General features: G+C 59.9%; 19 protein-coding genes and 1 other annotated feature. Of the genes, 9 read left to right on the top strand and 10 right to left on the bottom strand.

Annotated elements, in window-relative coordinates:
- Nucleotides 1–211: 211 nt before the first annotated feature.
- Nucleotides 212–1363, bottom strand: coding sequence for a PIN domain-containing protein (locus F7R26_RS36835; protein WP_058697637.1), 1152 nt, complete (start codon nt 1361–1363; stop codon nt 212–214).
- A gap of 142 nt (nt 1364–1505) precedes the next feature.
- Here F7R26_RS36835 and F7R26_RS36840 point away from each other — a divergent pair, with 142 nt between their 5' ends.
- Entirely contained in the window at nt 1506–1646 is a 141-nt protein-coding gene (locus F7R26_RS36840; RefSeq protein WP_158577655.1) for a hypothetical protein, read from the top strand.
- A 319-nt stretch (nt 1647–1965) separates the two neighbouring features.
- On the opposite strand, the gene F7R26_RS36845 is transcribed toward F7R26_RS36840, so the two are convergent.
- A protein-coding gene (locus F7R26_RS36845) for an IS3 family transposase (RefSeq protein ID WP_412459403.1) occupies nt 1966–3149 on the bottom strand; the annotation gives its coding sequence in 2 pieces (ribosomal slippage) (nt 1966–2909 and nt 2909–3149; 1185 coding nt in all).
- Nucleotides 2806–2922 (bottom strand) — a sequence feature (AL1L pseudoknot). It overlaps the preceding gene by 117 nt.
- A gap of 253 nt (nt 3150–3402) precedes the next feature.
- The gene (locus F7R26_RS36850) at nt 3403–3552 is read right to left on the bottom strand and encodes a hypothetical protein (protein ID WP_158577656.1); all 150 of its coding nucleotides are present in this window, start codon (nt 3550–3552) and stop codon (nt 3403–3405) included.
- 392 nt (nt 3553–3944) lie between these two features.
- Here F7R26_RS36850 and F7R26_RS36855 point away from each other — a divergent pair, with 392 nt between their 5' ends.
- From F7R26_RS36855 to F7R26_RS36865, 3 genes are all read left to right on the top strand, one after another.
- The gene (locus F7R26_RS36855; RefSeq protein ID WP_058697640.1) at nt 3945–4310 is read left to right on the top strand and encodes a hypothetical protein; all 366 of its coding nucleotides are present in this window, start codon (nt 3945–3947) and stop codon (nt 4308–4310) included.
- Between the two features lie 248 nt (nt 4311–4558).
- Nucleotides 4559–7144 carry a hypothetical protein gene (locus F7R26_RS36860; RefSeq protein WP_058697641.1) on the top strand — a complete coding sequence of 862 codons (2586 nt, stop codon included), beginning with the start codon at nt 4559–4561 and terminating at the stop codon, nt 7142–7144.
- 17 nt (nt 7145–7161) lie between these two features.
- On the top strand, nt 7162–8190 hold the full coding sequence (locus F7R26_RS36865; RefSeq protein WP_058697642.1) for a ComEC/Rec2 family competence protein: 1029 nt from the start codon (nt 7162–7164) through the stop codon (nt 8188–8190).
- 233 nt (nt 8191–8423) lie between these two features.
- Here the strand turns inward: F7R26_RS36865 and yfcF are convergent, their stop codons facing one another.
- Nucleotides 8424–9056: a glutathione transferase gene (gene yfcF / locus F7R26_RS36870; protein ID WP_081050239.1), complete on the bottom strand. Its 633-nt coding sequence runs from the start codon at nt 9054–9056 to the stop codon at nt 8424–8426.
- Between the two features lie 715 nt (nt 9057–9771).
- Between yfcF and F7R26_RS36875 the strand changes: the two genes are divergently transcribed.
- Nucleotides 9772–10056 carry a hypothetical protein gene (locus F7R26_RS36875; RefSeq protein WP_143010703.1) on the top strand — a complete coding sequence of 95 codons (285 nt, stop codon included), beginning with the start codon at nt 9772–9774 and terminating at the stop codon, nt 10054–10056.
- 73 nt (nt 10057–10129) lie between these two features.
- Nucleotides 10130–10333: a cold-shock protein gene (locus tag F7R26_RS36880; protein WP_013954359.1), complete on the top strand. Its 204-nt coding sequence runs from the start codon at nt 10130–10132 to the stop codon at nt 10331–10333.
- A 109-nt stretch (nt 10334–10442) separates the two neighbouring features.
- On the opposite strand, the gene rpoD is transcribed toward F7R26_RS36880, so the two are convergent.
- The 3 genes from rpoD to F7R26_RS36895 form a co-directional block, all read right to left on the bottom strand.
- Entirely contained in the window at nt 10443–12473 is a 2031-nt protein-coding gene (rpoD, locus tag F7R26_RS36885; RefSeq protein WP_171514463.1) for an RNA polymerase sigma factor RpoD, read from the bottom strand.
- A gap of 642 nt (nt 12474–13115) precedes the next feature.
- Nucleotides 13116–13490 carry a hypothetical protein gene (locus tag F7R26_RS36890; protein ID WP_058697644.1) on the bottom strand — a complete coding sequence of 125 codons (375 nt, stop codon included), beginning with the start codon at nt 13488–13490 and terminating at the stop codon, nt 13116–13118.
- A 364-nt stretch (nt 13491–13854) separates the two neighbouring features.
- Nucleotides 13855–14055, bottom strand: coding sequence for a hypothetical protein (locus F7R26_RS36895; RefSeq protein ID WP_081050240.1), 201 nt, complete (start codon nt 14053–14055; stop codon nt 13855–13857).
- A 201-nt stretch (nt 14056–14256) separates the two neighbouring features.
- Between F7R26_RS36895 and F7R26_RS36900 the strand changes: the two genes are divergently transcribed.
- The 3 genes from F7R26_RS36900 to F7R26_RS36910 all read left to right on the top strand — a co-directional run bounded on the left by F7R26_RS36900 (nt 14257) and on the right by F7R26_RS36910 (nt 16041).
- Complete coding sequence (locus F7R26_RS36900; protein WP_158577657.1) at nt 14257–14427, top strand: hypothetical protein; 171 nt, start codon at nt 14257–14259, stop codon at nt 14425–14427.
- Nucleotides 14428–14726: 299 nt separating this feature from the next.
- Nucleotides 14727–15197, top strand: coding sequence for a hypothetical protein (locus F7R26_RS36905; protein WP_058697645.1), 471 nt, complete (start codon nt 14727–14729; stop codon nt 15195–15197).
- 529 nt (nt 15198–15726) lie between these two features.
- Nucleotides 15727–16041 carry an H-NS histone family protein gene (locus tag F7R26_RS36910; protein ID WP_058697646.1) on the top strand — a complete coding sequence of 105 codons (315 nt, stop codon included), beginning with the start codon at nt 15727–15729 and terminating at the stop codon, nt 16039–16041.
- Nucleotides 16042–16567: 526 nt separating this feature from the next.
- Here F7R26_RS36910 and F7R26_RS36915 read toward each other — a convergent pair.
- From F7R26_RS36915 to ligD, 3 genes are read right to left on the bottom strand one after another with little or no spacing between them, the layout of a single operon-like run.
- Nucleotides 16568–17383, bottom strand: a complete 816-nt coding sequence (locus F7R26_RS36915; protein ID WP_058697647.1) for a tetratricopeptide repeat protein — start codon at nt 17381–17383, stop codon at nt 16568–16570.
- On the bottom strand, nt 17380–18270 hold the full coding sequence (gene ku, locus F7R26_RS36920) for a non-homologous end joining protein Ku (protein WP_058697648.1): 891 nt from the start codon (nt 18268–18270) through the stop codon (nt 17380–17382). Before ku ends, F7R26_RS36915 begins: the two co-directional genes overlap by 4 nt.
- Before the next feature lie 31 nt (nt 18271–18301).
- Complete coding sequence (gene ligD, locus F7R26_RS36925; protein WP_058697649.1) at nt 18302–20824, bottom strand: DNA ligase D; 2523 nt, start codon at nt 20822–20824, stop codon at nt 18302–18304.
- Nucleotides 20825–21082 lie beyond the last annotated feature (258 nt).

Genomic DNA, 21082 nt, shown 5'->3' on the forward strand with positions numbered 1-21082 from the left:
TGGGTGGCGGTTCGCGACTCGATGCAGCCGTCCACGGGCTGGTTCAGTAATGACCGCCCCTCTGCCGCGAACCGACATATCGGAGGGGAAGGCGCCGAGCACCTCTTTCTGACCAATCTTGGCAGGATGGAGCTGCGGAACTGCGAGCGCCCCGGGCCGACCGTTCTCTGCGGTTCGGATGCGTCTTACTGAGCGTCCGACCCAAGGCACTCTAGTCCGGTGCATCGTTCGAATAGTCCGGACCGATCGTCCCAACGTCGAAGTGAAGGCCCGACATCTTGACAGTGATCTCCGTAACGTCGTCCGCCGACAGCACCTGGGTTTCGTCTGCCGCGAAATCCTCGAGATAGAGCCCGATCGAAAGATCGGCTCTCACCTCGGTTTCACTCGTCGCATAGGCGTGGCCAACCGGTACGTCATCCTTGTCGATTGAGTCGGGAACAAAGAAGTCGAAGGAAAATCTCCCCTTTGCGACGAAGTCGACAGATACCGAAATGACTGCGTCGCTATGGTCGGCGGAGAGCACTGCCACATTTGCCGCATCAATCGCAAGCGAGCCGCGCTTTGGATAGAGTTCGACGACCTCGTCGTTAAAACCGCAATATGAGTCGGCATCGACGAAGGGAGAGTGGTCATCAAGGTGGAACTGGATGCTGGCTTCAATTTTCTCTTTGGCGGCTTCCGACTCAAGCCAGATGGCGGCGGCAGCGCGGACACGATCGGGCAACTTTTCGCCCCGTACAAGGACCAAAGCTGCGAGAACATCTTCGAGTTCAGGTGTGATGAGTAGGCGATCAGACTGATTGCTGTAGCGCTCCCAGTCGCCGTCCTTCGTAACGCAAAGCACTTTCGTATCGTTCTTATTCGCCCATCCTTCGAGGCTGAGCAGAGCGATTGCGTCCGGAAACTCAGCTTTCTTTTTTCCGCCTGGCTCAAATGGCGGCTCCGAAGCGAAGTATCGATCCATCACCGACTCAAGCGACGTGTAGTCGGAAGCTTGAATCACTGTCGCCGTCACATTCGCGAAGAAGGCGTCGAGCGCCTTCTTCGCATCCCGATCATGCTCGTGGATGGCGCGCGCGACAGCGCTGACCACCTCGTCGGCGGCAAATTTCTTTAGATGCTTCAGGACCTTCGAGTCGAAGGCTTTCTCCTGGCCAAACTTTTCCCGCAGATGACTTTCCATTTCCCGAGCAATAACGTCCGGAACCAACAGCCGCTTGCCGGCCTGCTCGACTTGCCGAAGCAACGGGAGGTTGCCATCATGGATGTTTTGCCCTTCCTCATCGAACACGTTCGTGTCGATGGCAATCGCCCCGACACGGCCGCGGGCCAGCCAGTCTTTGAGTTCCTCTTTATGCACTTTCTCAGAGTTTCAAGTGATATAGTCTTGGTATGGTACAGGAGCAGCGCCGCGCTCATGCCCGACTGCACCTAGATAGTAATGTCGGGGGTAGGTTCCATGCTATTGCCTTTGTGATCCACCGAGGCGATGCGATTCGGACATGGCCCGCATCTTCTGGGTGCACCAGCGTGAGGCCCCGACAGGAAGTAGCTGTACCCGGTTCGGGCGAGCCGTCTACGCGCTGACCATCGACATCCTGTGCGCCAACTACAGCCCGACCGCGGGCCGCGTCGAGGGATGACCGGCGTGCTGCAGGACTGCTTCCCGGACGCTGCTGGCGGGGTAGTCTTCATCCCAATGCAATTTACGACTGGACTCTGGAGGGTGAGTAGCTGTTTTTCTTAAATTTTGTGTTTGGCTTTGCTTCCGGAATTCTGCTTAGTCCGCTGCAACTGATGCCTTTCATTACGGTGTGAAATGGTATCTGGCCCTACCCGCAACGCAATTGAGTTCGGGAACCGTCGCAAATTGCACCAAAGTCAAAGCCACCACCGCTTGAGAGACGACCACGAACAGAATTGGATTGTGAACCGCCCCGGGTATCGAGGAGGCTGTTTGGTTTAAGTTGATGCCGGCGCGGCAGCGGTGTCGCTAAGTTGCCGGTAGTAGTTTGCCTCAGCTTCGGCCGGCGGGATATAGCCGAGGTGTTCCATCAGGCGGTGGTTGTTGAACCAGGCCACCCATTCCAGGGTTGCAAGCTCCACGGCCTCACGGGTTTTCCAGGGGCCACGCTTGTGGATCAGTTCGGCCTTGTACAGGCCATTGATGGTTTCAGCCAGCGCATTATCGTAGGAGTCGCCACGGCTGCCGACCGATGGTTCAATACCGGCCTCCGAGAGCCGCTCGGTATAGCGAATGCTGACGTATTGCGACCCCCTGTCCGAGTGGTGGATAAGTGTCCCATCATTGTCGGGCTGACGCGCGTAAAGTGCCTGTTCCAAGGCATCCAGTACGAAGTCCGTGGTCATCGAAGTGCTGACGCGCCAGCCAACAATACACCGGGCGAACACGTCGATCACGAAGGCCACGTATAGCCAGCCCTGCCAGGTTGAAACATAGGTGAAATCACTCACCCACAGTTGGTTGGGCCGTGTGGCGTGGAACTGGCGCTTGACGCGATCCAGCGGGCACGGCACCGAGTCGTCGGCCACCGTGGTGCGCTTCTTCTTGCCCCGGCACACCCCCTCCAGGCCAAGCTGCTTCATCAGTCGTTCGACCGTGCAGCGCGCCACTGCCATGCCTTCCCGGTTCATCTGTTTCCAGACTTTGTCCGCACCATAGACCTGCATGTTGTCCTCCCAGACCCGCTTGATCTCGGGCCTCAGCCGCTCATCACGAATCGCCCGGGCGCTGCGTCGCGACGGATCGCGAAGCCGAGCGGCATGGCGCCGGTAGCACGACGGGGCAATCTGCAAGACTTTGCAGATCGGCTCGACCCCGAAGACATCGCGATGTTCATCGACGAAGGTCTTCAGGACTTGAGCCGGCGGTCGAGCTCCGCCTGGGCGAAAAACGCGCTGGCCAGCTTCAGGATCTCATTGGCACGGCGCAGCTCTTTGTTCTCCCGCTCTAGCTCCCTGAGGCGCTCACGCTCGACAGTCGTGACGCCATCCCGCTGCCCACGGTCAATCTCCTCACGCTCAACCCATTTCAGCAAGGTATGGCCCGAGCAGCCAATCTTCGGGGCGATGGCGTTGACCGCCGCCCACAGCGACGGATGCTCTCCACGTTGTGCCAGCACCAGGCGAACGGCTCGCTCGCGGACTTCGGGGGAATACTTGTTCTGCTTGCTCTCAAGAGTTGGAGCCTCCTCAAAACCCGGGGCGGTTCATTGTGCGAAAACGGTGCCCATCGCTGACCGCTGGCGCTGCGCGAGCTAGCGGAGCCTGCCGCGCTTACCGCCCGCGTGCGTTCTCCAGCGTGCCAGGCAAACTGCCCATTGGGGTCGGGAACAAAATGCTGCAAAATCCAGGAACAAAATTATGCAAACCAACGATTCATGTCAGTTTGCACGATTTTTTTCCTGCTGCTGCTCCGCCGGCACGCCGATTGAGCGATGACGGTAACAAAGTTGCTTCAAGAATCGCTGCAGGAAATTGTTCTTCCGGCCGATGTTTGAAGCCATTTTGTAGCTTGCCCGAACGCATCGTTCAGTCGCCAGCCTGGATCTTGGCGACAGCGCGCGACGAGAACGTACAGAATTCGGTTGTGCGAAAACGATGACTGTCGATGTTAGGCGCTGCGCGAGCCGGCGAAGCCTGGGCACGCTTGCTCATTGGCGAAAAAGCTTGATGTCCTCCAGCATCGCTTGGGGATAAGCTGGCGGCAGGATCGGGCCGAAGTGCAAAGAGCGTCCGGTGCAGTACGGTCCACCGACGCTCAATTATCAAAATATCGGTGTGAGCAGTGCCGAGGTGCTCATTACTTGAGCAGGAACTCACTACCCCCTACCGAAGAGGTATGAAAGCCTTGCAAGATTTGCCGTACTACATGCTTAGGCGCAATTGTCGCCGTACAAGCAAACTATCATTGTAAGCACATGCATCCCGCACTTGTTAAGTCGTTTGGCGGCCTTTCGCTCCAAAGCTATATTCGCCACTTCCTGTTCGGCCTCATCTTCCCAGCGATCTTCATATTTGCCTGGAGCCATAGCAAGAGTGAGTGGATGTCACTCGCGATGGTGCTCTTCCTAAGTGTGAGCTCGCTTCTCTACCCCTACTCACGCTTTGTCTACGAAGGTGTTGTCAGCTATATCCTTGGTAACAACGCCTTCTTCATGAACGCGTTCTTGATGCTCCTTGCCAAGTACATCACTATGGCGTTCTGCTGGGTTTTTGCGGTTTTCGTAGCTCCCGTTGGGCTACTCTATCTCTACTTCACCGCCGACAAGCGAGCATCGCAATGATGCCCCGTAGCCCGTTCAAGAGCTTTTGAACGGGCTACGTTAGGCGCATCCGTCCTGCCCCAAGCGAACTAGAAGCTCACGCGGTGCCCAGCCTATGGCTTAACGGCGTACGTTGCATGGCCTTCATGGCGGCCTGGAAAATTTTCCAGACGGCGCGAGGTCGACTGCCTTACAGCCGGGGCTCTCTGGCTCAATTGGCCTTCACCTTCCCCGCATGATTTAGGCGGAGGGATCTCTGGCACTTCCGAATGGACAAGAAAGACAAGGACATCCAATGGCTGGGCGAAGAGGACGCCTACCTTGGCCCCGCCGCGCGGGCGGGGCTCGGTATTCTGTTCGAAAGCAATGATTGGACCTGGTGGAACGACCCTGGCGACGCGCGTGACGCGCTGGAACGTGCGGTGCCAAAGAGTGGTCTCGCCAAGTGGGGCGGCGACGCGAGCGTGATGGAGGCCGACAAGTGGGTGGATCCGCTGGTCGCCATCTCTATTGCCCGGGCGTTCGCGTCGCTGAATCGTCGCGGGCCGCTGTGCATCAAGGTGGTCAGGTCGGTATGGAGTTGGCCAGGACATGCCGAAACCGTCAATTCGGTCGCCCTTGAGCTCTCGACGGTCGTGGGGCCTGAGCGCGTCTTCGCGGACTGGCCACGGAACACTCGACCCCGTTTCCCATTGACTGCGACCGAGCAATCGCCGCTGCGCGTCATCGCAGGCACTCGGTTCGCGCTCGATCGCCTTCGCAGCGACGAGGTATTGCCTCGCCACGTCGTCTGGCGTCCTGATGCCAAGGTCGCCGACATCGTCGTTGCCGAATCGTTGGCGGCACTGGGCGATATGGTCGCGGCTCGGGTCGTGATCTTGTATGGCAGGCAGGGGGGAAATCTGCTGGCCCAGATCGAGAGTCTGCGGGACCGGTTCAGCGCGCAGTGCGTGATTCATGTCGACGTCGATGACGGACAGATCACCGAATGGCTCCGACTTCAGCTGACGTCATGGGGTGAGTTTGGACTGCCCCTCGGAGACGCCATTGAGGAAGCCAATGCTCAATCGAATGCCAGCGGCCGAATCTTGGCATCAACTCAAACGTTTATCGTGGGTAGCGCCCGATTCCTGCGCCAGAGTTTGATCAAGGAGAGGCGCGGCGATTACCTCGGATTGACCCATGCGCAGCGAGCAGCCCCGTCGCCAGAGGTCTTGCTGGATGCCCCCGAGCTCACGCCATTTTTGCCGACGATCGATGGCGAACGGCCGGGCACCGACGCCAAGCGTCACGTTCCACCCATGGAGAGGGTGCTGGATTCCCGTGTCCGGCAGGGCCATCGGGAGCTCGAGACTTGGCCTCTTCATGGCGTGGTGGACATCGTCGTCGATATCCGACTCAGGACGCCGTTGCACAGCCTTCGCCCGGCTTTCCCGGAACAGCAGGTCGAGTGGGACGGCGACAGTAAAGTTTTGATGGTCCACCTGCTTGAGATCGGAAGTGCTCCGGTCACTCGGCCGCTGACCGTGAGAAGGACGGGGGATTCCGAGGCTGTCACGTTTTCTCGCGAGATCAGGAACGGTCCCGTCGATCTGCGCCTCGTGGTGAGCGACGGCGCGCGCATTCTCCAGACCGCTCGCCTTCAATCAGCCCCTGGAGAGGCGATCCACTTCTTCATCGAGAATGTCGTGACGCCCGTTCATCGCAAGAAGCAGAACTTCGACTTGGCCCTGCTGGTCAACGACAGCCTCGGGAACCAGCCCAGCGTCGCATTGATTACCGCCGAGGGCGAAGCGATCTTCTCCCCGCTGACCGATACGGACACCGAGAAGGCCCGCAAAAAGCTGTTGGCTATCCTTCAACAGGCCGTGGTGGACCCCGAAACGCCGCTTGCGCCGATGCTGCTTGACCTGGCCAATCAGGGTTCCCTGCTGTTGTCCAGCCTCCGCGAGCTCGTGCCCACCTGGCCGGGCCAACTGACACGCGTCCAGCTGGTGACGCAGAGCAATGCCTTTTTCCCGATCGAGTATCTTTATGAAGGCACAGTGCCGGAGTCGAGCGATGCGGAACTGTGCTCACAACGCCACGGATGCCTGAAGAGCGGACATGCCATTCCGGGATGTCCCATTCGGGAGGCCGCCGTGCAGCTGTGCCCCATGGGCTTTGTCGGCGTGTCCGCGATCGTCGAACGACACACATGGAAGCCTGGACTTCCCGCGCCTCTGTGGAGACCGGCCGCACCAGGAGCACGGACGCGACTGGAGATCAAGGACTTGTCTACCGTCGCCTTCGCGGCAAGCGACCGCGCCGATGACTTCAAAGACGAAGACGTCGCTCCACACGCGGTGGTTCGACTCGCCGACATCGAAAAGTCCTTGGGGGTTCAAAGGCTTCCAACCTGGGCCCATTGGAAGGCCCGCGTCGCCGAACAGTCCCCGTCGCTGCTGCTGCTCGTGGTCCACATGGAGAATACCCAACTCTTTTTGGAAGAAGAGGTCGGCCTCAACCTGGCGGGGATATCCCGGATGCATGTCGGGATGGGGGCGCCCGTGGCAATCACCATTGGATGCAGCACCGGCTACGGAGACCTGCCGGGGGGCACCTTGCCGACGGTGTTGTTGAGGCATGGCGCGCGCATGGTCGTAGCGGCGATGACGGACGTGCTAGGTCGCCATGCCAATCGGGCGGCACGGGATCTAGCGATTGGGTTTCTCAGTGCGGCGAAGTCACCGACACCTGTTCTGGTCGGGGAGATCATGGGCACGCTGCGGCGCAAATTCCTGGCGGACGAGATCGCGCTTGGCCTGGCCCTGGTGGCATTCGGCGATGCCGACACGGTGCTCGGCAACAAATGAGCGGAGTGGAGAAGCGCATGTTTCGAATCAGAGCCATCCAAGCCGAACACGGCGACGCGCTGCTCGTCAGCTACGGCAACCCGGACCGGCCTCGCCATGTGCTAGTCGACGGCGGACCCGCTGGCACCCGGGAAGCGCTGCTGGCCGTACTGAAGCCGCTATGCGTCAACGGCCGGCTTCGACTGGAGGCTCTGGTGGTGACGCATTATGACCTCGATCACATCGAGGGGATGATCGAACTGCTGAGCGACCCGCCCGAGTGGCTCGACATCGCGGACGTATGGTTCAACGGCTATCAACACCTGCGACAGGCAGACAGGCTTGGTCCGAGTGAAGGCGACGCTCTGTCGAAGTTGATCCGGCGCCGGAATCTTCCCTGGAATCACGCGTTTCCGGATAGGGGCACGATCCAACAATCGTGTAAGGAGGTCATCCTTGAAGGCAAGCTACAGGTGCGGGTGCTGTCACCAGATGCCTTGGCGCTGAAGAAGCTGTCGGAGGAATGGGCGAATCCCGAGTTGCCGCCGACGGAGCCGCCCGCAGGCCCCGGTGACCGACTGGGACGCAAGGACCCTTGGCCCCCAGGAGACTTCTCACAGTTGTCCAAGTCAAAGTCCCGGTCCGATAGCTCCACTCCCAACGGCAGCAGTATTGCTCTACTACTGCAGTTCGGCGACAAGCGCATGTTGTTGGCCGCAGACGCGTTCGCCGAAGTGGTGAAGGCTGGGCTCGCGGTCCATCACTCGAAGCAAGAGCCGATCGATCTGCTCAAGGTGTCTCACCATGGCAGCAAGGCCAATACTGACCTGGATCTCCTGACGTCCCTCCGGTGCTCGCGATTCTTGATTAGCACGAGCGGAAAGAAGTACCGGCATCCCGACAACGAGCTGATCGCGCGGCTGATTGCCAAAGGCAAGCACCCAGAGATCTTCTTCAACTACGACGTGCCGCACACCTCGAGATGGCGCCTCAAACCGGAAGGGTGGCCGAGCTTCAAGCCCCTCTATCCGATGGCCGGCGAGCAGTTTGTCGAAGTTTCACTCTGAAGCCCACGGGACCAGTCTCCCCCTTCGATCGTAATCGGGGAACGGCCGCTTCGGCTAGGAACTGACTGACTCTTCGGGTCGACTGGCGTCAGCTGAATGGAAGGCGGCGGTCGGCGCAACCCATCTCCGCCGTTCGCTTTTCTGACGAGCGGACATCGAGCCGAAACAAGAGTCAGGTTGCCAGCAGCATTGGACTGGAGCCGCAAAGTCAACTCTTGTCTGGCTTCGCACATTCAAAGCGGAGGACGTTTCAGTCCAACCCATCGCTGCACGGAGGGCCTCTCCCACTGACGCGCAGCGTAGTCCATTAACCTTGTTGGTACCGGATCGCCATTCAGGATGAGGCGATTCAGCATTAACGCCAAATCTGTGTCGGCGATGCACCAAGCCCCAAAGAGATTTGGCGCATCTCCAGAGAGCAAAGCCTCGGCCGCACGAAACAACTTCTGCACCGCTGCATGGGCCGCAGGGGTAAGCGCCGGTCCGGACACCCCGTAGAACACCACCTCAGTTGAGCGTTCCTGTCGGATGGGCATCAGATCGCTGCGGAGCCAGGCTTGCACCTGGCGTGCCCTCGCGCGAAGATATCTGTCTTGGGGATATACGGGCGTTTCCGGAAAAGCATCGTCAAGGAACTCCGTGATTGCTGACGATTCCGACAAAGCGAAGTCCCCATGCATCAGCGTGGGTACGCGCTGGGTCAACGACTTGGCTGTATAGCTCTCGTCATAGTTTGCACGACTGCCGAGATCCACAGTCGAAAGTTCAAATGGCAATCGCTTTTCGTGAAGAGCCACAAAAGCCGACATGGCGTAGGGGCTAGCAAACTGAGCATCGGCATATAGGCGAAGACTATTTTCCTTCAACGTGATCTCCTTGGCGGGTCCGCTCGTGCGGAGCCTTGATGATATACGGCGAGTGACCGCTTCGCGCTGACAATGTGGAGGGACCGCTTATGGCCGGGATGGGGCGTTTGTTTCGTCATGCTACGATCCTCCGAAACGGACGGGGGGGACTATGGCAACAGAGACCTACGGGGGATACACCATTCGAGGCTTTGCGAAGCCCATGGGGGACGGCTCGTTCGAAGCTTCGGGGGCCGTAGAGAAGGGCACCCAAGTGCTGGAGACCTCCGATCCGATTGGCTTCTACCCGAGCTTCCAGCGGGCAGTCGCGGAAGGCCTCGTCTGGGCGAGGGCGTGGGTTGATGCTCATGTCTGAAACCTGAACTCCACCAGGCTCACTCACGGGTTGGCGATCCATGAGCCGGGGCCGTGGATCTGCTCCCACAGCGATCGGTAACTCCGCGGGCGTCGGTGCTTAGACCGGTGTTCGCGTAGTCTGCCCAGTCACCATCCGCGCTGGGACGGCGCTCGATGCCCTCGGCGATAACATTCGCTTCACTGCAGTCGGGGCGCACCGAGGCCTGCCGGTACGTACCGCGCAATCTCAGGCAACACCCGGGCGAGCAACTGGGCATTGAGCCGCCCGATCTCGGCACGCTGTACGCGCCTTATGATGTCACATCGACACGCTGGTCGAGCACAGACCTGCGCGTATCGGGCACTCGGCTTCGGCGCGATGACGGAGCATCAGCGCCGCTATGTGGTGCGCTGGTTCAAGGGCGATCTCGGGCAAACAGGATCGCAATGGCTTGCTGCGGGATCTCAAACGGTGGCTGTACGAACATCGCATTCTGCTGCAGCGCGATCGCACGCTGCGGCAACCGGTCGCGTTCAGGTGGCCGGGGAAGTCGAAACCACGCTGACCGGCGAGTTGACGCAAACCTTCGCGCACAACGTCATGGTACAGCTCGTCGGAGCCCGTTCGAAAAAACCTGGATTGTCTGCGACGGCTCACCTGTGATACAAGATAGCCGCACGTCTGGCGCAGGCCGGTGGCGTCATCTACAACTAGTCTTCCTTGGAACATTCAGAACATGGCAACAGGTACCGTCAAGTGGTTTAACGATGCGAAGGGTTTTGGTTTCATCACGCCGGACGACGGCGGCGATGACCTGTTCGCGCACTTCTCCGAGGTTCAGGGAAATGGCTTCAAATCACTTCAGGAGGGCCAGAAGGTCAGTTTTGAAGTCAAGCAAGGCCCCAAGGGGAAACAGGCAGCGAACATCAAACCGCTGTAAGTTCTCCGCGCAGCAAACGCGTCCTGCCAGGGCAGCGATCGGGCCGATGCGTGATCGCTGTGGGTCTGGAGTAGGGCGTCGAAAGGGGGCGCGTACTCCTCGCCTTTGCTCAGCGCTCGAGAAAGGGCCTCAACTTGTCAGCACGACTGGGATGCATCAGCTTGCGCATCGCCTTGCTCTCAATCTGACGGATCCGCTCGCGGGTCAGGTCGAACTGCTTGCCGACCTCTTCAAGCGTGTGGTCCGAGATCGTATCGAGCCCGAATCGCATCCGCAGGACCTTGGCCTCGCGCGGCGATAACCCGTCGAGTGCCTCATCGATCGCGGCGCGCATGTTCGCGTGAATCACGGCCTCAGCCGGTGAACTCGCAGAGACATCCTCAATCATGTCGCCGAGCGTCGCGTCGGCGTCGTCGCCCACAGGGGTCTCGAGCGAGACAGGTTGCCTCGCGATCCTGAGGATACTGCGCACTTTTTCCTCGGACATCTCCATGCGCTCGGCGAGGACGGAGGGATGCGCTTCCTGTCCCGTCTGTTGCAGGAATTCGCGCGAAATCCGATTCAGCTTGTTGATCATCTCGATCATGTGGACCGGCACACGAATGGTTCGCGCCTGATCGGCAAGCGCACGCGTGACAGCCTGCCGGACCCACCAAGTGGCGTACGTCGAAAACTTCCAGCCGCGCCGGTATTCGAACTTGTCCACCGCCTTCATCAGGCCGATATTGCCTTCCTGGATTAGATCCAGGAACTGCATGCCGCGGTTCACGTATTTCTTGGCGATTGAAATGACAAGACGAAGATTCGCTTCGATCAGTTCTCGCTTGGCCTGCCGCATTTTCAACTCCGCGGCGCTCATCTGGCGGTTGATCCGCTTGAGCTGCTGGAGCGGCAGCGAGACCCCGGCCTCGATGTCTATGAGTTTCTGCTGGCCGGCCTGAATGGCCGGCAGATGTCGCTCGAGCGCTGCGCCAAACTGCCGCGAAGTCGCCGCCAGATGGCTGGTCCATTCAAGGTCGGTCTCGTGGCCCGGGAACGACTCGACAAACGCCTCGCGTGGCATGCCGCAACGGTCGACGGCGATCTCCAGGATGCTGCGCTCGATTGCACGAACCTCGGTAACCTGTTCGTGCACACTGGCACACAGGCGGTCGATAGTCTTGGCCGTAAAGCGGATCGGAGCCAGTTCACGCTGGATCTCCAAGCGCAATTGCGCAACGGCTGCGGAACGGGCTTTCCCAGTAACGGGTGCATCCGGCAACTGCTCGAACAGTACACGCACGCGCGCGAAAATCGCAAGACTGTCGATCGTGAGTTGTTCGAGGCGGGCTGCGTTCGCTTTCTCCGGATCCGCGGCGTCCGTTTCAGCGTCATCACCATCCGGGTCATCGTCGGAGGCGTCTGCTTCCACTTGAACGTCATCGGACTCTAGCGCCATTTCGCTTTCGTTCACGTCGTCGCTGATGCCATCGACCAGTTCGTCGATACGCAGTTCGCCGGCAACGATGCGGTCCGCATCGGCAAGAATCGTGGACACGACTGACGGACACGCGGCGATCGCCTGAATCATGTCCTGCAGGCCGCCTTCGACGCGTTTTGCGATCTCGATTTCGCCGGCGCGAGTCAGCAGTTCACTGGCGCCCATTTCTCGCATGTACATCCGGACCGGATCAGTAGTGCGGCCGAATTCGGAATCGACGGTCGACAGTGCAGCTTCCGCTTCCTCATCCGCCTGATCGTCGGATGCCGCGGCAGGCGCGGCATCGCTTAACAGGAGCGTCTCCGCGTCCGGCGCCTGCTCGTACACGGCCACCCCCATGTCGCTGAATGTGCTGACGATCGTCTCCATCGCAGCAGTTTGCGTAAAGTTGTCGGGCAGGTGATCGTTGATGTCCGCGTGGGTGAGATAGCCGCGCTCACGGCCAAGCGCGATCAGCGCGCGCATCTGGCGTTGACGCTCCTCGTCCTGGCGCGCCATGGACGCGATGTCCAGCGGTGTTGCGACCGCCTGGATCTTTCCTTTTGGAGAGCGGCGGCCGGTCTTTGACGTGACCGCGATCGTGCGGGATGCTGAATCGTCGCGAACTGGATTTGCCAATACACTCTCCTCGACAGGTTGGCCGACGATCGTCGCGGACATGACGGCTGTTCAAGCCTGTCGGGGTGCGAACGAAATCGTGGAATGACGCACGGACAGTCGAGGTCAGAATGCCTCTCGCGGAATCCGGTGTGCGCAGAATGGGGGAATTTTGAATAATACCGGACGACGTTGTGCGCCGCAATATGCGGTGGGTAGTGTTGCCTCGTCGAGGAAGGTCGAAAGATTCTCCTGTTCTCGCAGTTCACCAGCATGCTCGAGCTCGTTGCCACCGCGCTCGACGAGGCGCATATCCCGTATCGGTGCTCACGGGCGATACCATCACCTGTTTCGCGAAGGGCACGTCCGGAAATCGTCCGGACCGGCACCGTGCACCTTCGGACACAAGCACTCGGCGAGCTCAGCATCCTCCCGCGATTTCAGCGCTAGTCGCAGGCTGCCGAGGCTCAGGCCTCCTCCGGCTGCGATCAAATCGAAGGCATCGACGCTGTCAGAGCAGAAGGCGCCACCTTGAGCACGCAAAAGAGATCTTTGAGCTGCTCCGGTAGAAAGGCCCGTGGCTAGGTACGACTACACTGGCCGTGCTCGTCCCCATGCGGGTCTGTTGGGGCGGGGCAGAGCATCAAGGCGTGACTCGGGGAGCTGAATCTGATCTCGGCTTCACCAAGGCTGCCTGGCGATGCGTTACTCCGACCACACCGCATCGACATCCCTTGTTAGGTGTCCCGCGAGGATGTAATCGCCAAGCCTGGCCGCCTTTGCCTCCAGGCGCTCTAGCTCACCCGTTGGCAGCTTGCTGAGCTCAAATTGGCAGTAAAGATTGCGCTGACGGAAGGTCAACTTCGGGCGAATCAGCCCGCCAACGAGCGCCGCCGGGGAGCTAACGGCAATGCTCTCATGGCCGCGATACTGGACGTGTACACCGAGCTTTTCACCCCGCCTGCCAAGCTCAATCGCATCTTGCCAACCAGACTCGTAGTTCAAATCCACGACCGTTACTCCCTCTGTTTCCAGGAGCTTCAGCGCCTCGCTTTTCGTCCCAGCCAGAGCTGTCGCCATTTTCTCCTCCACTACATACAGGGCGTGTGGCTATTCGCGCTTCTTCAGCCCTGATCCATATTGCATAGCAGCATTGTAAGCGGGGAGCGGCCGTCTTTGTCAGGTCCCGTCATGGGAGCAGGTTGAACCGAGCAATATGCTGGAGGTCCGCGTCTGGGCACGGGAGCCGCGGAACGGGGGAAGCGGGGGAAAGATCATAGGCGCAACACGCAGCCGCCCGCGCCAGCCGCTGCCACGGCAATGTGACACCGAACAATGCACCAGGATCCAGCCACAGGCGCCACACGCCAGGAAGCCACAGCTTATCAACCAGTTCGCGGCTTCGGCCGCGACGGTCGTCTGCTTTTGGGCTAAAGCTGACTGACTACCGAATTCGGCGCACCGCTTCGAGAATGGAATGCCCCTGACTTGTCAGGCGAGGATAGGCATTGCCGCTGGCATGACCATGTTCCATCGTGACCAGCTTGTGAGCCAACAAGGTGTCCAATTGCTCAGGTTCGAGGTCGTCGATCTCCTCCTCGTCGCCGAGCAGCAGTAGCGCGGCGATCTCATGCGGGCTTAGCATATGTCGGCCTCCGTTGTCGTGGTTTGGAAAAACGAACTACTACTACTGCTGCCGCGAGATAGATTCCCCAGTCGACAATGTGGACAGTGGCCGGGGCAATGGTGGATTGGTGCGAGGAGGGCGGGGAAGCGTACACCGAGCGGCCACAATAAACTTCTTTGTCGCCGGCATCAAGCCAAAAGAATGCGGCAACGCAGCAGCATGAAGCAACGCAACCAGGCGATGTTGCGCGCACCTACCATCGGCGGCGTGCCGATCATCTCCGACCCTCTGTTCGGAGCCTATGTGGAAGAGCGGTCAGGCACGCCACTACGGCCTGATCATGGTGACCCCTCGCTCAACTCGAGCGTCGCGCGATTGGCTACCTCGTGATGCCCCCGGCTGAACGCCGGAAGGCGGCGCCGAAATGATCGAGAGTAGCGGTGTCCGCTGCGCAGGCTAGCAGCAGAGGAAGGGGTGGGCAACGACGTGAGAAGCCGGCGCGAATGATGAGTCGTTTCCGCCAATTGCGCCAGAGCGCCGTATTGGCTCAATCGTGATGCCGCTTTTTGGCCGCCGCTAATTGCGCCAGGCTGCCAAAGGCGTCGCGCCCACAAGGACAAGCCAGACCGCTATTAGGTACGCCAGCCCTGCGGTTATACTCCGCTCTCCACAACTAACGGGTAATCAACATGGTCGCAGCAACTAAAAGAACTGTTCTTGCAGAGGCAGTCACGAAGAAAAGGTCTGCCGCGAAGAAGATGACAGTGCCGACGAAAAAGGCTAGCGTGCTCGCCCGTGAGGCTCAGGCAGCGAAGAAGCGCTTGCTGAAGTTGCGCGCCGACACGAAGAAGGCAATTGAAGCGGCAAAGCGCGAAATTGCCCAGGCCGTGGAAGCCGCAAAGGCCGCGGCCCGCTTTGAAAAGCAAGCCGCAAAGGACAAGCTCGCGGCGAAGAAGGCCAAGGCTGCAGGCGCCAAGAAGGCGACGAGCAACAAAGCTGCCGCAACGAAAGAGGCCGCGAAAAAGGCCGCACCCGGTATCAAGGGCAAGGTCGCCGCGAAAGCAGCGCCGAAGGCGGCAGCAGTGAAATCCGTGACGAAGAAACGGGCTTCGGCGAAGAAGGTGGTTCCAGCTGTAGCTTCGCCTGAAGCGTCGGTGTGATCCTTGCATCGGCTGGTAACGCCTATCCGCAACCAGCCGATTGGCGCAAGGTAGGAGCACTGCTGAGGAAAGCTGAGGCCCGACAAACTTTGTGCTGACAGCTTTCCCCCTTCCAATTAGGCCTCTAGCTCATGCCTGGTTCGAGCAGCGGACTCATCCGTTGGTGCCGTGTTCGACTCACGGGAGGCCCACCATTCAACCGCAGATGCGCAGCGGCGACTTCATCGTGAAGCCTTCGTTGTATGCGGATCGCTTGCGCCGAGCTCCATTACATCGCCCAATGGGATTTCACGCCGCCGAGCGTACCTATTTCTGCGAGCTACGGCTTTGGGGCGAATGGCCGCCATTCCTGGGGAGGGCGATATCTTCGTGTCACTTTATTCGCCGCCGACCGCTGTCACAGGCCCATACGAATATTCATTAAAGTGAATGGAATGTTAAGTTCCGTATGAAGGTAGAGAACGAATACCTTGCAGGCCGACTTTAGAATGCGTATAAGTCAAAAGCGACTGAACAATTGGAGGCGAAGATGGCAACGTATCAAGAATTGATGGCGCGGAAGCAAGCGTTGGAAGCCCAGCTCGAAGAGGCGCGTTCAACTGAGGTCGCTGGCGTCATCGAGCAGATTCGCGAGCTGATGACTCGGTATGAGCTGTCGCCGGAAGACGTGGCGCCGCGGCGTCGTCGGGGCCGGCCTGCCGGTACAGCGTCCGCTGCCACCGAGAAAGCGCCGCTGCCGCCGAAGTATATGGATCCCAAAACCGGCAAGACCTGGTCGGGACGTGGCCGGACGCCGGCTTGGCTGGGCAAGCGGCCCGAGCGTTTCCTTATCCAGCAGGAATGAGCTGTTTGCAACGCCAATGTGAGCGGGTCGGGGCAGGCAACTCGTCATGGGAATGGCCACCCCGCGGCGGACCGCGCAACACACGCGGTCAAATCGGGCGATGACCGAAAAAAGACGGCTCTCGACCGGTAGCAGAGAGCCGCAGAACGTCCATGAAGAAATCGGGAAACTTGTGGAGTTTCCCGCGCCCAGTATCGCCCAGTCGCCCCGCACCAGGCAATCGGCCTGCCCACTGTTGCGCACGGGCTCGCTTTACCCAAAAAAGAGCCCGCGTCACCAGGGCGGCGAAGCGGGCGGTAGCAGGACTACCCAGGCATGATATGACGTCGCAAGAAACGCTTAAGTCTGAATTAGTCCGAATTTAACGCGCTTTTTTCAGCAGAAGGCTCCCGCGTCTTACTAGAATGGAGCGGTCATCACTTTTGCACGTGGAAGTGATCAATTGAGCCTCTTTCGATACGTGCCTTATGCGGCCCTCTTGGGGCGACGCATCAGGTTGGTCGCCGAATAATGCCGCGGCTTGGCTTTATGGACGGTCGAGCCTCCGGAATGCGTTGAAGTGTCGCAGCGCCTTCTGGAAGTGGCCCAGTTCCTGATGCAAACGCGCTGCGTTGTAGTGGGCATCGGCGTCGTCCGGTGCAAGTTCGATGCATCGCTCGTACGCTGCCAGAGCTGACTGCGGGGCGCCGACATCCTCGCGTGCAACCCCCAGGTTGAAATGCAATTGCGGCGCGTTCGGAAGGACGGACAACGCCCCCTCATAGAGCATGATGGCTTCGTCGAATCGTTGTTGGTCTGCCAGCATGCACCCAAGGTTCAGGTAGGCGTTCAGCATTCCTGGCGAGATCTCTAAGGCGCGTCGGTAGGCCGCTTCAGCCGCATTGGCGTCGACAGGTTCAAGTGCATAGGCTTGCGCAAAGGATTCCTCGGCGGTCGGTTCGTTGGCACGCATTCGCGTTAAATCAACGACTCGCACATCGGCTTCATCCGGCCCGAACTCGATCAGCCGTTGGCCGCTCTCAACCAGCCACGCGCCGTGCCGGTCCCATGCCGATACGTTGCCGCTGCTTGCGGAGATTCGCAGGGCCGATAGGTGTCGGTTCGGTGTGAGCCGTTCGAGACGACGCAGCGCCCGCAGAATCCGTGCAGGCGCAACGCTCGACCTGTGCAGGGATTCGGCGGTACGAATCAGAACCACGTCCCGAAAGGAGAAGACGTACTGGCCGCGTGGGCCTCGTGCAGGCGTGACCAGCCCGGCGGCTACCAGGCTGGAGATCAGCCGGCGCGAAGCGCCCAGGCGCGTCTCCAGCTCGCGCCTGGTCAACCCTTCGCCGTGGCTCATGCCGACTTCTTAGTGGTGCGTCGGATCGGTGTCGGCTCGGAAGGCGCTGTGCCCCGCTTACCGGCTCTGCGAGTTGATGGCTCGGCGGCTTTGGCTTTTGTCGCGGGCAGCCCTTTCTTGGACAGACTCGCGCGAAGTGCATCCATCAGATCGATGACCTGCCCGCCGGCGGTGACTTCAACTGGTTCGGGCGATACGATCTGCTTGCCGGCGATCTTTGCGTCGATGGCGGCGAGAATCCTGACTTTCTCCTCGTCCTTGTACTGGGCCGGATCGTATTGGTCTTCCGAGGCTTGCTCGATCAGCTGGATCGCCAGCTTTAGCTCCGCATCTGAGACTGCCACTTCCTCGATATGCAGTTCGGCGATGTTGCGCACTTCATCCGCGAACAACAGTTGCTGGAACACCAGGCCGCCCTCGACCGGTCGGATCTGCACGATATGCGATTTGCCTTTCGAGGCCCACTTCGCAATGGCACAGCGACCGGTCTTCGACATGGCTTCGCGTAAAAGGCTGTAAGGCTTACCGCCGCGCTTATCTGGAGCGATGAAGTACGCCTTGTCGAAATACAGCGGATCCACGCTGCGCTCGGGAATGAACGCAACGATATCGACCATGTGGCTGGCACTCTCTTCCAAGGCTTTGAGTTCATCGGGGGAGAACGTCACGAAGCGGTCTTTCTCAAACTCGTAGCCCTTCACCATGTCTGCACGGTCGACAACCTTTTGGGTCTGCTCGGAAACGTACTGTTGTTTCAGCCGTGCGCCTTCTTTGCTCAGTAAGTTGAAGCGCACAGCAGAGCTTGTCTCGGTGGCGGTGTAGAGTTTGACGGGGATGGACACCAGGCCGAAAGACAGCGACAAAGAGGCGAGGGATCGTGCAGGCATTGGATACTCCACAGCGCAGATGCGCCAGCATTTAGCTTAATCGTTCGATGGCTGCGGTCAAATTTTGGGGTGCCTCCCAGTAAGACTGCCAGGGATCCGCCACTTGGAAACTGAGGTATTCGCGGGCATCGCGGATAGTCCACTGTGCGCCACTTTTCAGCTTGGTAAGCTGCTCCCAGAACACCGGCATGGAGACACCGAGTCCTGGCCGCGCTCGCGCCGAGAACGCGGCTGCGGTGGTCTGGGAGAAGCCATTGCGCAGATAATCCACAAAAATCCGCCCCTTGCGGTTAGCCGCCCCAGAGCGGGCGGTGAAGCGCTGGGGCAGAGTGGCCGCCAAGTGTTTGACGGCGGCACGCGAAAACGCCTTCACTTCGTCGTAGGAACGCTGCGGCGCCAATGGCACGACGACGTGCAGCCCCTTGCCGCCGCTCGTTTTCAACCAGGACTGCAGCCCCAGCTCATCCAGCAGCGTGTGCACCAGCATGGCGGCCTCGATCATCGTCTCCCATGCAATCCCTTCGCCAGGATCGAGGTCGAAAATGACTCGATCCGGACGATCTATGTGGTGGGCCGTCGAATTCCACGTATGAAACTCAAGCACATTCATCTGGGCAGCGGCGACGATTGCGTCTGCCGAATCAGCAGTGAGTAATGCGGCATGGCCGGGCCAAAGGGACGGGAGCTGCTCGGTGAGGCCAGGCATCGCCGTTTCCGCGTGCTTCTGAAAGAAGGTCGGGGCATCGATGCCCTCCGGCGCGCGCACCAAGGATAGCGGCCGATCCTTGAGGTGGGGCAGCATCCGCTCCGCCACGCTCGCGTAGTAGCGAACCAGCTCGACCTTCGTGATGCCTGTGGATTTGTCGATGACACGGTCCGGATTGGAGACCTTGATAGCGCTGACGCCGTGCGGCGTCACGGCAGTCTGGATCGCCTCTCGCCGGGTCGACTTAGCCGGATGATCGGCGCGCAGGCCCTTGAACGAGGCTTGGCGTACCTGGCCTTCAGGGGTCCACTCGGAAAACTCGACTTCTGCAACGAGGGTCGGTTTCACCCAACGTACAACGCCTTCCCGGCCTCCGCCCCATCGCCGGCTGGAACGCGCCTCCGTCGAAAAGGGACTTCGCTCAGTTTCCAAGGTGGTCAAGCGTCTTCTGAGTTCTGTTGCCGTCGCGCTGTCCCAGCCGGTTCCAACGCCGCCGACGTAACGGAGTTCTCCATCCGCATATACGCCAAGCAATAGCTTGCCTACCTCGGCTGTTGCACCACTGCGGTCCGAAAACCCGCCAATCACAAACTCCTGGCGCAGTTTGCATTTGGCCTTCAGCCAGGTCTGGGTGCGTGCGGAAACATAGGAGGCGTCGGCCCGCTTGAACATCAAGCCTTCGAGACCGAGCTGGCACGCCGCCTGGAAGATCTGCACTGGGGAAGCATCGAAGGCCTCGCTAAAGCGCACCCGTTCGGAGCGATCTCCGACAAGCTCCGCCAGCTTCGCGCGCCGCTGGGTCAGGGGCACATTGCGCAAATCCCGGCCTTCCCAGAAGGGTAGGTCGAAGCCGAAGAAGACGATTGCGTCGTTGCGATGCCCATCGATTGCGTTCTGCAAGGCATTGAAATCCGGCATGCCATCGCGAAGCACGACGATCTCGCCATCCAGCCAGCCTTCCGAGATGTCTAGCGTCTCGATCTCTGCCGCCAGGGATCCCAGCTTGCGCGTCCAGTCATGGCCATTACGAGTAAAGAGCGCTACTCGGGCATCCTCGATTCTGGCCAAGATTCTGTAGCCATCGAACTTTGTTTCGATGACCCACCCGGTACCAGTCGGAAGTGCGGGTGCCGGGGTGGCGAGCTGCGGCCCGAGCTTTGCCGGCAAGGGGACGAGCGGGGCGTTCACGATGGCGGTATCGGACGCCATTTCAGTAGAGCCCGTCGACGCTTGGGTCAGCGCACCCAGCGGTTTTTTGATGACGCTATCCGGGAAAGCTGCCAACACGTCAAACTCTGCCAGCGGTCGCGCCCAGGCATCTCGCTTCTTGAAGAGGAACCACTGCTCTGAGCTGTCGCCGGGCTTGGCGATGCGTACCAGTTCCCAACGGCCGGCCAACTTTTCTCCGTAAAGTTCAAAGAGCAACTTGCCTGCGGCCATACCTTCACGCGGATCGCCGATTGGCTCCCACGTGCCACGATCCCAGACGATCACCGAGCCGGCGCCATACTGTTTAGCCGGGATTTCACCCTCGAAGTTGATATAGTCGAGCGGGTGGTCCTCCACATGGACCGCGATACGCTTTTCGCTGGGATCGTAGCAAGGCCCCTTGGGCACCGCCCAGCTGAGCAGCACGCCATCGAGTTCGAGCCTGAAATCGTAGTGCAGCCGCCGCGCCCAATGCTTCTGGATCACGAAACGCAACTGTTCGGCATTCTTGCGCCGTTTTCGTGTTCCCGCCGGCTCTGGGGTGACGCTGAAGTTGCGCTTCTTCTGATAGCGGTCGAGGTCGGGCAACCGCTCCGCGGTGCGCGCTCTAACCTTTGACATCCCTGGTGTCGTTGCCATAGGCGTTTCGCATCCGGATCGCTCCCTTCCGTGGACGATCCGCTTGGCCCCTCTGTCTTTATGCCAGCATCGTCCCGGAGCCAATCGCTGCGTCCCAACATAAGTTAACTATGCGGCACCTACCTCAACCTTCCGTCGGTCGCCGCGTGGCACTACATAAACGTTTGACATGTCGGCTCCTCGGGTTGCCATATTTCTGCAGTCTAGGCCGCTATCTCAATGCCCTGTAGAAGGCAGCGTCTTACACGTCCACCCGGA

This window comes from Cupriavidus basilensis, assembly GCF_008801925.2.
Classification (GTDB): Bacteria; Pseudomonadota; Gammaproteobacteria; order Burkholderiales; family Burkholderiaceae; genus Cupriavidus; species Cupriavidus basilensis.